This is a genomic window from Streptomyces sp. DH24 (assembly GCF_029813775.1).
Classification (GTDB): domain Bacteria; phylum Actinomycetota; class Actinomycetes; order Streptomycetales; family Streptomycetaceae; genus Streptomyces.
Map to the genome: position 1 here is coordinate 158426 of NZ_JARVKW010000003.1, position 14279 is coordinate 172704.

At 71.8% G+C, this 14279-nt stretch carries 15 protein-coding genes; 10 read left to right on the forward strand and 5 right to left on the reverse strand.

Annotation, left to right across the window (positions count from 1 at the left end):
• Nucleotides 1-14: 14 nt before the first annotated feature.
• A complete protein-coding gene (locus tag QC282_RS03255) occupies nt 15-251 on the forward strand; it encodes a DUF6213 family protein (protein WP_279547632.1) in 237 nt (78 codons plus the stop codon).
• On the opposite strand, the gene QC282_RS03260 is transcribed toward QC282_RS03255, so the two are convergent.
• Nucleotides 248-913, reverse strand: coding sequence for a transcriptional regulator (locus tag QC282_RS03260; RefSeq protein ID WP_279547633.1), 666 nt, complete (start codon nt 911-913; stop codon nt 248-250). The genes QC282_RS03255 and QC282_RS03260 overlap by 4 nt on opposite strands.
• On the opposite strand from QC282_RS03260, the gene QC282_RS03265 reads away from it, so the two are divergent.
• From QC282_RS03265 to QC282_RS03275, 3 genes are read left to right on the forward strand one after another with little or no spacing between them, the layout of a single operon-like run.
• The gene (locus QC282_RS03265; protein WP_279547634.1) at nt 876-2165 is read left to right on the forward strand and encodes a type III polyketide synthase; all 1290 of its coding nucleotides are present in this window, start codon (nt 876-878) and stop codon (nt 2163-2165) included. The genes QC282_RS03260 and QC282_RS03265 overlap by 38 nt on opposite strands.
• Nucleotides 2166-2172: 7 nt before the next feature.
• On the forward strand, nt 2173-3387 hold the full coding sequence (locus tag QC282_RS03270; protein ID WP_279547635.1) for a cytochrome P450: 1215 nt from the start codon (nt 2173-2175) through the stop codon (nt 3385-3387).
• Nucleotides 3388-3394: 7 nt separating this feature from the next.
• Nucleotides 3395-3916: a cupin domain-containing protein gene (locus QC282_RS03275; protein ID WP_279547636.1), complete on the forward strand. Its 522-nt coding sequence runs from the start codon at nt 3395-3397 to the stop codon at nt 3914-3916.
• On the opposite strand, the gene QC282_RS03280 is transcribed toward QC282_RS03275, so the two are convergent.
• Nucleotides 3913-5139: an acyl-CoA dehydrogenase family protein gene (locus tag QC282_RS03280; RefSeq protein WP_279547637.1), complete on the reverse strand. Its 1227-nt coding sequence runs from the start codon at nt 5137-5139 to the stop codon at nt 3913-3915. The genes QC282_RS03275 and QC282_RS03280 overlap by 4 nt on opposite strands.
• 169 nt (nt 5140-5308) lie before the next feature.
• Here QC282_RS03280 and QC282_RS03285 point away from each other — a divergent pair, with 169 nt between their 5' ends.
• Nucleotides 5309-5953 carry a TetR family transcriptional regulator gene (locus QC282_RS03285; protein WP_279547638.1) on the forward strand — a complete coding sequence of 215 codons (645 nt, stop codon included), beginning with the start codon at nt 5309-5311 and terminating at the stop codon, nt 5951-5953.
• 4 nt (nt 5954-5957) lie between these two features.
• Here the strand turns inward: QC282_RS03285 and def are convergent, their stop codons facing one another.
• Nucleotides 5958-6497 (reverse strand): peptide deformylase, encoded by a 540-nt coding sequence (def, locus tag QC282_RS03290; RefSeq protein WP_279547639.1) that lies wholly within the window; start codon nt 6495-6497, stop codon nt 5958-5960.
• Nucleotides 6498-6667: 170 nt separating this feature from the next.
• Here def and QC282_RS03295 point away from each other — a divergent pair, with 170 nt between their 5' ends.
• The 5 genes from QC282_RS03295 (at nt 6668) to QC282_RS03315 (ending at nt 11310) form a co-directional block, all read left to right on the forward strand.
• A complete protein-coding gene (locus tag QC282_RS03295; RefSeq protein ID WP_279547640.1) occupies nt 6668-7906 on the forward strand; it encodes a MurT ligase domain-containing protein in 1239 nt (412 codons plus the stop codon).
• Between the two features lie 77 nt (nt 7907-7983).
• Nucleotides 7984-8712 carry a glutamine amidotransferase gene (locus QC282_RS03300; RefSeq protein ID WP_279547641.1) on the forward strand — a complete coding sequence of 243 codons (729 nt, stop codon included), beginning with the start codon at nt 7984-7986 and terminating at the stop codon, nt 8710-8712.
• Between the two features lie 190 nt (nt 8713-8902).
• Entirely contained in the window at nt 8903-9928 is a 1026-nt protein-coding gene (locus QC282_RS03305) for a 6-phosphofructokinase (protein WP_279547642.1), read from the forward strand.
• Between the two features lie 184 nt (nt 9929-10112).
• Nucleotides 10113-11063 (forward strand): cytochrome c oxidase assembly protein, encoded by a 951-nt coding sequence (locus QC282_RS03310; protein WP_279547643.1) that lies wholly within the window; start codon nt 10113-10115, stop codon nt 11061-11063.
• A 79-nt stretch (nt 11064-11142) separates the two neighbouring features.
• Complete coding sequence (locus QC282_RS03315; protein WP_279547644.1) at nt 11143-11310, forward strand: hypothetical protein; 168 nt, start codon at nt 11143-11145, stop codon at nt 11308-11310.
• Between the two features lie 27 nt (nt 11311-11337).
• Here QC282_RS03315 and QC282_RS03320 read toward each other — a convergent pair whose 3' ends face one another.
• Complete coding sequence (locus tag QC282_RS03320) at nt 11338-12549, reverse strand: sensor histidine kinase (RefSeq protein ID WP_279547645.1); 1212 nt, start codon at nt 12547-12549, stop codon at nt 11338-11340.
• The gene (locus tag QC282_RS03325; RefSeq protein ID WP_279547646.1) at nt 12546-14273 is read right to left on the reverse strand and encodes a cation acetate symporter; all 1728 of its coding nucleotides are present in this window, start codon (nt 14271-14273) and stop codon (nt 12546-12548) included. Before QC282_RS03325 ends, QC282_RS03320 begins: the two co-directional genes overlap by 4 nt.
• Nucleotides 14274-14279: the final 6 nt, after the last annotated feature.

A 14279-nucleotide genomic window follows, 5' to 3' on the forward strand; every position in this document is an offset into this window, starting at 1 on the left:
CTACGATCCCCTTTGTGAACCGCGAAGTGACTCTGCCTCTGATCGTCGACGACCGCGGTACCTTGCAGGTGGCCGCCAGCGACGTGAGCAAGCTGCTGCGCACGGTGGGCGGCCGGTGGCTGCGTCTGGTGGAGGCAGGCGAGGAAGGGCTCGACGAGGACACCGTGGCCGCCCTCACGATCGAGCTGGCGAAACTGGCCGACCGTATCGACGTGGCCTGCATCGCGCACAGCAGCGGCACCACGCCCTAAGCGGTCCCCTCCAGCGTCGACCAGAACGTCGCCTCGTAGTGCTGCAGGAGGCGGCCGTACCGGTGCGCCTGCCGTTCGTCCAGGCGGCCGGTGTCCAGGCCCTCCCGCACGGCCGCCGTCGCCCGCCGGTCCAGGTCGGGGGCCGGTTCGGCGAAGAAGTCGAAGAAGGCGCAGCTCTCGTCGGTGAAGCCGTAGTGCTCGCGCAGGGCCCCCGCGATGGTGGCGCAGTAGCCGCCCCACGCGGAGAAGTTGGCGGTCAGGGCCAGGACCACGTCGGCCGGTGAGCCGTTCAGGGCGAGCCAGGCGACGTACGCCGGATAGGCCTGGCAGCCCGGCAGGGGCTCGTGGTCGCGGGCCCGGCTCTCGTCCACGCCGCAGGCCGCGGCGAAGCCCTCCAGCCGCTCCCCCGCCACCGCCTCGCCCTCGGCCAGCACCGTGAAGAAGGCGGCGGCCTCCGGGGCGTCGGCGGAGCGCTGCGCCAGGTGGAGGAACGAGCGGCGGTCCGCGGCGATCACCAGGCGCTGTTCCAGGGCCAGCGCCGCGAGGGTGGTCCGGCGGTCGGCCTCGCCCCGGGCGATCAGCGGGACGAGCCGGTTGGCTCCCGGATCGGGCGCGAGTTCGCGGATGGTCGACTCCAGCAACTGCCGGGCGGTGCGTGTCATCGCTGCCTCCGTCGCATCGGGCACGGGCCTGCCGCTCCGACCTTGGCACGGGGTCCCCCGGGATGGAGTAGTCCGGCGCGAGATCGTCGCCCCGGCGGGTGATCGTGGAGTGGACCACTCTCCGAGAACCACCCCTTCCGGAACCGGGAGCGAAGGGGCCTTTGGAACGCGAAAGCAGGCACGGTTCATGGCGACTTTGTGCAGACCCTCGGTGTCGGTTCCCGAGCACGTGATCACGATGGAGGAGACGCTTGAGCTGGCGCGGACCCGCCATGCCGATCACCCCCAACTCGCGCTGGCGCTCCGGCTGATCGAGAACACCGGAGTGCGCACCCGGCACATCGTGCAGCCCATCGAGGAGACCCTCCAGCACCCCGGCTTCGAGGAGCGCAACAAGCTCTACGAGTCCGAGGCGAAGGCCCGGGTCCCGGCGGTCGTGCAGCGGGCGCTCGACGACGCGGAGCTCCTCACCACCGACATCGACGTGATCATCTACGTGTCGTGCACGGGCTTCATGATGCCCTCGCTCACGGCCTGGCTCATCAACTCCATGAGCTTCGACAGCACCACCCGGCAGATACCCATGGCCCAGCTGGGCTGCGCCGCGGGAGGCGCCGCGATCAACCGGGCGCACGACTTCTGCACGGCCTACCCGGAGGCCAACGCGCTGATCGTCGCCTGCGAGTTCTGCTCGCTGTGCTACCAGCCCACCGACATCGGCGTCGGATCGCTGCTCTCCAACGGCCTGTTCGGTGACGGCATCGCCGCGGCCGTGGTGCGCGGCCGGGGCGGCGAGGGCATCCGGCTGGAGCGCAACGGCTCGTACCTGATCCCCAAGACCGAGGAGTGGATCATGTACGACGTCCGGGCCACCGGATTCCACTTCCTGCTGGACAAGCGGGTGCCCGCCACCATGGAGCCGCTCGCCCCCGCGCTCAAGGCCCTGGCGGCGCAGCACGACTGGGACGCCTCCGACCTGGACTTCTACATCGTCCACGCCGGCGGGCCACGCATCCTCGACGACCTCAGCAAGTTCCTGAAGGTCGACCCGCACGCGTTCCGGTTCAGCCGGGCGACGCTCACCGAGTACGGCAACATCGCCAGCGCCGTCGTCCTGGACGCGCTGCGGCGGCTGTTCGACGACGGTGGCGCCGAGCACCAGGCGCGTGGACTGCTCGCCGGGTTCGGGCCCGGCATCACCGCGGAGATGGCGCTGGGCCGCTGGCACCGCGCCGACGAGAGGGCGGCGTGAGGACGTCATGACCGAGGAGACGCTCACCGAGACCCTGCCGCCGGTGCGGAACTGGCCGGCGCTCGACCTGCCCGGCACGGACTTCGACCCCGTGCTGCGGGAGCTGATGGCCGAGGGCCCGGTCACCCGCATCAAGCTGCCCAACGGCGAGGGCTGGGCCTGGCTGGTGACCCGGCACGACGATGTGCGCCTGGTCACCAACGATCCGCGGTTCGGCCGCGAGGCCGTGATGGACCGGCAGGTCACCCGGCTCGCGCCGCACTTCATCCCGGCGCGCGGCGCGGTCGGCTTCCTGGACCCGCCGGACCACACCCGGCTGCGCCGCACGGTCGCCGCCGCCTTCACGGCACGGGGCGTGGAGCGGGTGCGGGAGAGGTCCCGGCGGATGCTGGAGGAGCTGGTCGACGCGATGCTGTCGCAGGGCCCGCCCGCCGACCTCACGACCGCCGTGCTGGGCCCCTTCCCCATCGCGGTGATCTGCGAGCTGATGGGCGTGCCGGCCGCCGACCGGGAGGCCATGCACACCTGGACGCAGCTGATCCTGTCGTCCGCGCACGGCGCCGACGTCAGCGAGCGGGCCAAGCAGGAGATGAGCGCGTACTTCTCCGACCTGATCGGCCTGCGGGAGGACAGCACCGGCGAGGACGTCGCCTCGCTGCTGGGCGCGGCCGTGGGGCGCCGCGAGGTCACCCTGGACGAGGCCGTGGGTCTTGCGGTGCTGCTCCAGATCGGCGGCGAGGCGGTCACCAACAACAGCGGCCAGATGTTCCACGTGCTGCTGACCCGCCCGGAGCTCGCCGAGCGGCTGCGAGCCGAGCCGGAGATCCGGCCGCGGGCCATCGACGAGCTGCTGCGCTGGATTCCGCACCGCAACGCCGTCGGGCTGTCGCGCATCGCCCTGGAGGACGTGGAGATCAGGGGGGTGCGGATCCGGGCGGGCGACGCGGTCTACGTGTCGTACCTGGCCGCGAACCGTGACCCGGAGGTCTTCGCCGACCCGGACGCGATCGACTTCTCGCGCAGCCCGAACCCGCACGTCTCCTTCGGCTTCGGTCCGCACTACTGCCCCGGCGCGATGCTGGCCCGGCTGGAGTCCGAGCTGCTGGTCGGCACGCTCCTCGACCGTGTGCCGGGCCTGCGGCTGGCGGTGCCGCCCGAGGAGGTGCCGTTCAAGAAGGGCGCGCTGATCCGCGGCCCCGAGGCCCTGCCGGTGACGTGGTGAGGGGACGATGACGGCGACGGACGGACTGCTGGTGCCGCCGGGCCACGGCCGGGTGGTGGCGGCACCGGCACAGCACGTCACCTTCAAGGTGACCGGCTCGCACTCGCGGACGGCGTCCACCTTCGAGGTCGTCGTACCGCCGGGCTTCGACGTGGGCGCCCATGTGCACACGCGCAGCGAGGAGCTGTTCTACGTCCTGGAGGGCGAGCTGGACGTGCTCGCCTTCGAGCCGCGCGTGCGCACGCCCGACAACTGGCAGAAGTGGGAGTCGAGTTCGGGCAAGCGGGTGGTGCGGGCGACCCCCGGCACGGTGATCGTCGTGCCGCCGGGCTGCCCGCACGCGTTCGCGAACCCGACGGACGGCCCGGCGAAGATGTTCTTCCAGGCGTCCCCGCCCCCGGATCACGAGCGCTACTTCGAGGAGCTGCTGGAGATCCTGGGGAGCGGGGGGCCGCCCGACCACGGGGCCATCGAGGCCCTGCGGACGAAGTACGACATCGAGCAGCTGACGCCGCTGCGGCACCGTTAGCGGATCGGCATGCCCGCGAGGGTCCGGGCGATCACGAGGCGCTGGATCTCGCTCGTGCCCTCGAAGATCGTGTAGATCGCGCTGTCGCGGTGCATCCGCTCCACCGGGTACTCGCGCGTGTAGCCGTTGCCGCCCAGGATCTGCACCGCCTGGGCGGTGACCTTCTTGGCCGTCTCGCTGGCGAACAGCTTCGACATCGAGCCCTCGGCCGCCGTGAACGGCTTGCCGTTGACCGCCATCCAGGAGGCCCGCCACACCAGCAGGCGCGCGGCGTCGATGGACGTCCGCATGTCCGCGAGCTGGAAGGCGACGCCCTGGTTGTCGATGATCGGCCGGCCGAACTGCTCCCGGGTCCTGGCGTAGTCGAGGGCGACCTCGTACGCGGCGCGCGCGGTGCCCACCGCCATCGCGCCGACCGCCGGGCGGGACGCCTCGAACGTGGCCATCGCCGCGTTCTTCACGCGCTCGCCGCCGGTCCTGGCCCGCTCGCGGGCGCGGGCGAGGCGCTCGTCCAGCTTCTCCTTGCCGCCGAGCAGGCAGGAGCCGGGCACGCGCACGTTGTCCAGGATGACCTCGGCGGTGTGCGAGGCGCGGATGCCGTGCTTCTTGAACTTCTGGCCCTGCGAGAGGCCGGGCGTGTTCGGCGGCACGATGAAGGAGGCGTGGCCCTTGGAGCCGAGGTCCGGGTCGACGACCGCGACGACGACGTGGACGTTGGCGATGCCGCCGTTGGTCGCCCAGGTCTTGGTGCCGTTGAGGACCCACTCGTCCTTGGCCTCGTCGTAGACGGCGCGGGTGCGCATGGAGGCCACGTCGGAGCCGGCGTCGGGCTCGGAGGAGCAGAACGCGGCGACCTTGACGTCGTTGGCGTCGCCGTACATCTGGGGGATCCAGGTGCCGATCTGCTCGTCGGTGCCGTTGGCGAGGACGCCGACGGCGGCGAGGCCGGTGCCGACGATGGAGAGCGCGATGCCGGCGTCGCCCCAGAACAGCTCCTCCATCGCCATCGGGATGCCGAGGCCGGTGGGGTCGAAGTACTGCTGGGCGTAGAAGTCGAGGGAGTAGATGCCGACCTTGGCGGCCTCCTGGATCACCGGCCAGGGGGTCTCCTCACGCTCGTCCCACTCGGCGGCCGCGGGGCGGATCACGTCGGCGGCGAAGCCATGGAGCCAGTCCCGGACTTCCTTCTGTTCGTCGTTGAGCTCCATGGTGAACTCGGCCATGTCCCCTCCAGCGGCGCACGTGCGTGTTACTTACGGTAACCCGAGTCTGTTACCCACGGGTAGGAAAAGTCAACTCCCGACCACCGCTCGGCTGCCCGTTCGATCTCCCGGGCCGGTCGGGTGTTAGTTTGCGCAGGCGTCACCGAAACAGCACGGGTGGGGAGAGCACATGAACACCACGCAGCCGACCGAGCAGCAGCGGTCCGCCGACCGCAGACGCCGCGAGCTGCTGGAAGCCGCCGACCGAGTGGTGCTGCGCGACGGCCCGCAGGCGTCGATGAACGCCATCGCCGCGGAGGCCGGCATCACCAAGCCGATCCTCTACCGGCACTTCGGCGACAAGGGCGGACTGTACGCGGCACTCGCCAAGCGGCACACGGACGCCCTCCTCGACTCGCTGCGCGCGGCGCTGGACGCCCCGGCACAGCGGCGCCGGCGCGTGGAGGCCACCCTCGACACCTACCTCGCGGCGATCGAGGCCCGTCCGCAGGTCTACCGCTTCCTGATGCATCCGGCGGAGACCGGCCAGGGCGGCGAGCCCGGGTTCGACATCGGCGCGCACTCCGCGCCGCTGCTGCGGCGCATGGGCGAGGAGCTGGCGCAGGTCATCGAGGAACGGGTCGACCTCGGACCCGGCGGCGGGCAACTGGCACGGGTCTGGGGCCACGGGATCGTCGGCATGATGCACGCCGCCGGCGACTGGTGGCTCGGCGAACGGCCCTGTTCCCGGGCGGAGTTGGTGACGAGCCTCGCCGATCTGCTGTGGGGGCGGCTGGCCGCAGCCGGGGACCGGACCGGGGCGCCCGGGTTCTGACGCCTCACCCGCTCCAGGAGGCCCGCGCGACCTGCCTCAGCAGACGGCGCCGGCGCCACCCCGTGACGCGGTCGGCGTACACCGTGCCGTCCAGGTGGTCCGTCTCGTGCTGCAGGCACCGCGCGAAGAAGCCCGTGCCGTGCACGGTGACCGGTTCGCCCGTCACCGTCACGCCCTCGACCACGGCGTGGTCGTAGCGCCGCGTGCCCGCCTCCAGGCCCGGCAGGGACAGACAGCCCTCGGGACCGCGCAGCACCAGGCCGTCCGCCTCGACCAGCCGCGGGTTCACGACATGGCCGACGTGACGTACGTCATCGTCGTCCGGGCAGTCGTACACGAACACGCGCAGCGGCTCGCCCACCTGGTTGGCGGCGAGGCCGACGCCCTGCGCCGCGTACATGGTCGCGAACAAGTCCTCGACGAGGCGGGCGAGTTCGGGGCCGAAGTCGGTGACGTCCGCGCACGGCGTGCGCAGCACCGGGTCGCCGAGCAGGGTGAGGGGCCGGACGCGCCCGCGGGCGCCCGGGATGGAGGCGTGTGGCATGGCGGCAAGAGTACGGTCCGTGCCGGAACACCCCCGGCCTCGCCTCCCCCGCGAACGCCCGAGCGGTGCCATGATTCGGGAGTGCGAATGGATCTCGATAGGCTGAGCTCCACCACCACGTTGCCGTCAGGCCACAGGCGCGGCGCGTACGCAAGGAGGATCGAGAACTGATGGCAGGCAACTCGGACCCGCTCACGCCGCGGGCCAAGCTGGCCGTGACCGCGGGCAAGGCGGTCGCAGCGGCATCGCGCGCCGCGGGACGCGGCAGCGGTTCGGTGATCGGCGGCCGGGTGGCTCTCAAGCTCGACCCCGACCTCCTCGCCCGGCTCGCCCAGAACCTGGACGTCGTCCTCGTCTCGGCGACCAACGGCAAGACCACCACCACCCGGCTCATCGCCGAGGCCCTGCGCGCGGCGGGCCCGGTCGTCTCCAACGCGCTCGGCGCGAACATGCCCGCCGGCATCACCTCGGCGCTCGCCGGCAACTCGGACGCCCGGTACGGCGTCATCGAGGTCGACGAGAAGTACCTGGCGGGCGTCGCCCGGGACACCGATCCGAAGTGCATCGCGCTGCTGAACCTCTCCCGCGACCAGCTGGACCGCGCCGCCGAGACCCGCATGCTCGCCGAGAACTGGCGTGAGGGCCTGGCCGGTTCGAAGGCCGTCGTCGTGGCCAACTGCGACGACCCGCTCGTGGTGTGGGCCGCGTCGTCCTCCCCCAACGTGATCTGGGTCGCCGCCGGGCAGATGTGGAAGGACGACGCCTGGTCCTGCCCGTCCTGCGGCGGTGTGATGCAGCGCCCCGGTGACGACTGGTTCTGCGGCGAGTGCGGCTTCCGCCGTCCCACCCCGACCTGGGCGCTGTCCGGCGACCACGTCCTCGACCCGCACGGTTCGGCCTGGCCGATCCACCTCCAGCTGCCGGGCCGCGCCAACAAGGCCAACGCCACGTCCTCGGCCGCCGTCGCCGCCGTCTTCGGGGTGCCGCCGCAGGTCGCCCTGGAGCGCATGTACCAGGTGCAGGCGGTCGCCGGCCGCTACGACGTCGTGCAGTTCCAGGGCCGCGACCTGCGGCTGCTGCTCGCGAAGAACCCGGCCGGCTGGCTGGAGACGTTCTCCCTGATCGACCCGCCGCCCACCCCGGTGGTCCTCTCGGTCAACGCGCGCTCCGCCGACGGCACCGACACCTCCTGGCTGTGGGACGTCGACTACACGCGTCTGACCGGGCACCCGATCTTCGTGGTCGGCGACCGCAAGCTCGACCTCGCGGTGCGCCTGGAGGTCGCGAACCAGCACTTCCAGGTGTGCGAGGACCTCGACCAGGCGGTGCAGATGTGCCCGCCCGGCCGGATCGAGGTCATCGCCAACTACACCGCGTTCCAGGACCTGCGCCGCCGCGTCGGCAACTGACGCACTCCAGAGGACCCAGCACCCAGGACCCAGGACCCAGGACCCAGGACCCAGAGGACCCAGAGGACACTGACTTCATGAGCGACAACAGCCTGCGGCTCGTCTGGATCTACCCGGACCTGCTCAGCACCTACGGTGACCAGGGCAACGCCCTCGTCGTGGAGCGCCGGGCCCGGCAGCGCGGCCTGGACGTGGCCCGGCTCGACGTGCGCAGCGACCAGCCGATCCCCACGTCCGGCGACATCTACCTGATCGGCGGCGGCGAGGACCGGCCGCAGCGCCTCGCGGCCGAGCGGCTGCGCCGGGACGGCGGTCTGCACCGGGCGGTGGCGAACGGCGCGATCGTGTTCTCGGTGTGCGCCGGCTACCAGATCCTCGGCCACGAGTTCATCAACGACCTCGGCCAGCGCGAGCCCGGCCTCGGCCTGCTCGACGTGGTCTCGGTGCGCGGCGAGGGCGCCCGGTGCGTCGGCGACGTCCTCGGGGACATCGACCCGCGCCTCAACCTGCCCCCGCTGACCGGCTTCGAGAACCACCAGGGCGTCACCCACCTCGGCCCCTCGGCCCGCCCGCTCGCCAGGGTGCGGTTCGGCAACGGCAACGGCACGGGCGACGGCACGGAGGGCGCGTACAACGACACGGTCTTCGGCACGTACATGCACGGCCCGGTGCTGGCCCGCAACCCGCAGATCGCGGACCTGCTGCTGAAGCTGGCGCTCGACGTGAACGCGCTGCCGCCGGTCGAAGACCACTGGTACGAGGCGCTCCGCAACGAGCGCATCGCCGCGGCCCAGCAACCCGCGTGAGCCCGGCGTTCACCGCCCGTACGGGCGGTGGGAACCGGCCCGTCTGACGCCCCCTCCGCACAGGTGAGCGGGGTCGTCCAGCAGGCGGACGCATGCTTCGGCCCCGCCCCCCGATGCCGCTAGGGTGGCGGGGATTCGAGCCGGACAGCGTGGTCCGGATCCGGCCCACGTCGAGAAGGTAATTCGGGCTATGCGCATTGGTGTCCTCACGTCCGGCGGCGACTGCCCCGGCCTGAACGCCGTCATCCGGTCCGTCGTGCACCGTGCCGTCGCCGACCACGGCGACGAGGTCATCGGTTTCCGGGACGGCTGGAAAGGCCTCCTGGAGTGCGACTACCTCAAGCTCGACCTGGACGCGGTGGGCGGCATCCTGGCCCGCGGCGGCACGATCCTCGGCTCCTCCCGGGTCCGTCCCGAGCACCTGCGGGACGGCGTGGAGCGGGCCCGCGGACATGTCGCGGAGCTCGGCCTCGACGCGATCATCCCGATCGGCGGCGAGGGCACGCTGAAGGCGGCCCGGCTGCTCTCCGACAACGGCCTGCCGATCGTGGGCGTACCGAAGACCATCGACAACGACATCGCGGGCACGGACGTGACCTTCGGCTTCGACACGGCGGTCACCGTCGCGACCGAGGCCCTGGACCGGCTGAAGACCACCGCGGAGTCCCACCAGCGCGTGCTGATCGTGGAGGTCATGGGCCGCCACACCGGCTGGATCGCGCTGCACTCCGGCATGGCGGCCGGCGCGCACGCCGTGGTCGTGCCGGAACGGCCCTTCGACATCGACGAGTTGACCGCCAAGGTCGGTGAGCGGTTCTCGGCGGGCAAGCGGTTCGCGATCGTGGTCGCCGCGGAGGGAGCCAAGCCGAAGGCGGGCACCATGGACTTCGACGAGGGCGGCAAGGACATCTACGGCCACGAGCGGTTCGCCGGGATAGCGCGGCAGCTCTCGATCGAGCTGGAGGGCCGCCTCGGCAAGGAGGCCCGGCCGGTGATCCTCGGGCACGTACAGCGGGGCGGTACGCCCACCGCGTACGACCGGGTGCTGGCGACGCGGTTCGGCTGGCACGCGGTGGAGGCCGTGCACCGGGGCGAGTTCGGGCGGATGACGGCCCTGCGCGGGACGGACATCGTGATGGTGCCGCTGGCGGAGGCCGTGGAGACGTTGAAGACGGTTCCGGTGGAGCGGTACACCGAGGCGGAGTGCGTGCTGTAGCTGCAGGGGACGCGCCGTAGGGCTCCTGTTTCGTCGCCGGGTGCGGGCACGTCGCGGTCTGTCGCGCAGTTCCCCGCGCCCCCCACGCCTGCCGCAGGCCCGCTGTCCTGCCCCCGGTCAATGGTGTGACCGGGGGCCGTCCTACTCTGGTTCGGACACACCCCCACGAATCAGGAGCCGGCGGATGGAACACAGCGGGCACGGCATGGTCATGGATCTGCCGCCGTTCACGCTGGGGCGCGGACTTCAGTGGTCGGCGGACCCGTTCTTCCTGGTCGCCTGTCTGCTGGGACTCGCGCTGTACGGATGGGGGGTCGTCCGGCTGACGCGGCGCGGCGACAAGTGGCCGGTCGGACGGACGGTGGCGTACGTCGCCGGTGTGCTGTCCGTCGCGCTGGTGATGTGCACCGGGCTCAACGACTACGGCATGGTCATGTTCAGCGTGCACATGGTGCAGCACATGGTCATCAGCATGCTGTCGCCGATCCTGATCCTGCTCGGCGCCCCGATCACACTGGCGCTGCGGTCGCTGCCTCCCGCCGCCCGCGGTCACAAGGGTCCGCGCGAGCTGCTGCTGATGCTGCTGCACAGCCGCTACATGAAGATCGTCACGCACCCCGTGTTCACGATCCCGCTGTTCATCGCGAGCCTGTACGCCCTGTACTTCACCCCGCTGTTCGACTTCCTGATGGGCTCGAAGACGGGCCACGTCGCGATGATGGTGCACTTCCTCGCCGTCGGCCTGGTCTTCTTCTGGCCGATCATGGGCGTGGACCCGGGGCCGAACCGGCCGGGCCACCTGATGCGGATGCTGGAGCTGTTCGCGGGCATGCCCTTCCACGCGTTCTTCGGCATCGCCCTGATGATGGCCTCGACGCCCATGGTCGAGACGTTCCGGAATCCGCCGTCCTCGCTCGGCATCGACGCGCTCTCCGACCAGAACGCGGCCGGCGGCATCGCCTGGGCGTTCAGCGAGATCCCGTCCGTGCTGGTGCTGATCGCGCTGATGTTCCAGTGGTACGCCTCCGACCAGCGGCAGGCCAAGCGCAAGGACCGGGCCGCCGACCGCGACGGCGACCAGGAGCTGGAGGCGTACAACGCCTATCTCGCCTCGCTGAACGCACGCGGCAACTGACGACTCTGCGTCGTTCCTGATTCGCAGGGCGCCCGGACGGGGCACCATGGAGGGAACGAACCATGAGGAGGGTGTTGCGATGCCCGGTTCCACGGACAGTTCCACCAAGACGATGGGGGTGCTCACCGTCGGCGGTCTCGTGATGGTGACCGCCTACACGGTGGCTCTCGGAAGCAACGGATGGCTGTGGTTCGGCTGGGTCGTCCTCGGACTGCTCACCCTGGGGATGGTGCTCAGCCAGGGGTGAGCGCGCCGGCGGGCCGCCCGCCGGGGTTCACTGGGCCAGTCGCCCGGCCGAGTGCACGCCGGGCTGGTACTTCGGCAGGCGGATCGTGATCTTCATGCCGGCTCCGACCGCGGTCTCGATGACGAGGCCGTGGTCGTCGCCGTAGACCTGGCGGAGCCGGTCGTCGACGTTGGACAGTCCGATGCCGCCGGACGGGCTGACCTCACCGGCGAGGATGCGGCGCAGCAGGCCGGGGTCCATCCCGGCGCCGTCGTCCTCGATGACGACGAGTGCCTCGGCGCCCGCGTCCTGCGCGGTGATCTGGATGTGGCACGTGCCCGAGGACACGGCCTTGCCCTCAAGACCGTGCTTGACGGCGTTCTCGACCAGCGGCTGCAGACACAGGAACGGCAGCGTGACCGGCAGCACCTCGGGCGCGATCTGCAGGGTCACCGCGAGGCGGTCGCCGAAGCGTGCCCGCACCAGCGCCAGGTAGTGGTCGATGGCGTGGAGCTCGTCGGCGAGGGTGGTGAAGTCGCCGTGCCTGCGGAACGAGTAGCGGGTGAAGTCGGCGAACTCCAGCAGCAGCTCGCGGGCGCGCTCGGGGTCGGTGCGTACGAAGGACGCGATCACCGCGAGCGAGTTGAAGATGAAGTGCGGGGAGATCTGGGCGCGCAGTGCCTTGATCTCGGCCTCGATGAGCCGGGTGCGGGACTGGTCGAGGTCGGCCAGTTCGAGCTGCACGGACACCCAGCGGGCGACCTCCCCGGCGGCGCGGACGAGGACGGCGGACTCGCGGGGCGCGCAGGCGACGAGCGCGCCGTGCACCCGGTCGTCCACGGTGAGTGGCGCGACCACGGCCCAGCGCACCGAGCAGTCGGGGGTGTCGCAGGTCAGCGGGAAGGCCTCGCCCCGGCCGGTCTCCAGGGGCCCGGCGAGGCGGTCCATGATCTCCGTGCGGTGGTGGGCGCCCACCCCGTCCCAGACCAGGACCTCCTTCAGGTCGGTCAGGCACAGCGCGTCCGTGCCCAGCAGTGAGCGCAGTTTCCGGGCCGATTTGCGGGCCGTCTCCTCGGTCAGGCCGGCGCGCAGCGGGGGCGCGGCGAGGGAGGCGGTGTGCAGGGTCTGGAAGGTGGCGTGCTCGACGGGGCTGCCGAGCCCGGCGAGGTTCGCCGGCCGGGCGGTGCGCCGGCCCAGCCAGAAACCGGCGGCGAGCAGCGGGAGCACGGCCACGCACAGACCGGCCACGAATCCGCTCACGGCGACACCTCCGTCCGCAGTTCCTCGGGCAGGTGGAACCGCGCGAGGATCGATTCCGTGCCGGTCGGGACCCGCCCCGGCGTGGCGAGCGACACCAGCACCATGGTGAGGAAGCCCAGCGGCACGGACCACAGCGCCGGCCAGGCCAGCAGGGCGTGCAGGGCGCCGCCGTCGGGCAGGCCCGCCATGGTCGCGGCGACGGCGAGCAGCGCGGAGCCGCCGCCCACCAGCATTCCGGCGGCGGCGCCCGGCGGGGTCAGCCGGCGCCACCAGATGCCGAGCACGAGCAATGGGCAGAACGACGACGCGGACACGGCGAAGGCGAGTCCGACGGCGTCGGCGACGGGCAGCCCGCCGACGATGACGCTGGCGGCGAGCGGCACGGCCATGGCGATGACCGTGCCGAGCCGGAAGTGCCGGACGTGGAAGTGCCGCACGCCCCAGGAGGGCAGGACGTCCTGGGTGAGGACGCCGGCCACGGCCATGGTCAGTCCGGAGGCCGTGGACAGGAACGCGGCGAAGGCGCCGCCCGCCACCAGGGCGCCGAGCAGATCGCCGCCCAGTCCGCCGATCACGCGGTCGGGCAGCAGCAGGACGGCGGCGTCCGCGTCGCCGGTGAGGGTCAGCTCGGGCGCGTAGAGGCGGCCGAGGGCGCCGTAGACGGGCGGCAGCAGGTAGAACGCGCCGATCAGACCGAGCACGGCGACGGTGGTGCGGCGGGCGGCGACGCCGTGCGGGCTGGTGTAGAAGCGGACGACGACGTGCGGCAGGCCCATGGTGCCGAGGAACGTGGCGAGGATCAGTCCGTACGTGGCGTACAGGGGGCGTTCGGTGCGGCTCTCGGCCCGGGACGGCGACAGCGCGTCGTCGGCGCCGCGGCGGGTCTCGGGTACGGGGGCGCCCTTGGCGAAGGTCAGCCGGGTGCCGCCGTCGATGCTGTGGGTGCCGGCGGGCAGACGGACCCGGGTGCCGTCGTGGGTGCGGCCGTCGACCGTGCCGGTGACGGTGACGGTGAGCGGCTTGTCGAGCTTCATCTCCAGGCTGTCCCCGACGCGGACGACGCGCTGTTCGCGGAAGGCCGCCGGTTCGTCGAAGGCGTCGCGGGGGGCGCCGTCGGCCTGCCAGGCGAGGATGAGGAAGAGGGCGGGGACGAGCAGGGCGGTGAGTTTGAGCCAGTACTGGAAGGCCTGCACGAAGGTGATGCTGCGCATGCCGCCGGCGGCGACCGTGGCGGTCACGACGACGGCGACGATCACTCCGCCGAGCGAGTCCGGTGCCCCGGTCAGCACCGTCAGGGTCAGCCCGGCGCCCTGGAGCTGCGGCAGCAGGTAGAGCCAGCCGACGCCGACGACGAAGCCGCCCGCGAGCCGCCGCACGGCCTGGGAGGCGAGCCTGGCCTCGGCGAAGTCGGGGAGCGTGTAGGCGCCGGAGCGGCGCAGCGGGGCGGCGACGAACAGGAGCAGCAGGAGGTATCCGGCGGTGTAGCCGACCGGGTACCAGAGCATGTCGGGGCCCTGGACGAGGACCAGTCCGGCGATGCCGAGGAAGGAGGCGGCGGACAGGTACTCGCCGCTGATGGCGGCGGCGTTGAGGCGGGGTCCGACGGTGCGGGAGGCGACGTAGAAGTCCGAGGTGGTGCGGGAGATGCGCAGACCGAAGGCGCCGACGAGGACGGTGGCGACGACGACGAGGGCGACGGCGGGGACGGCGTAGCCGGAGTTCATGGGACG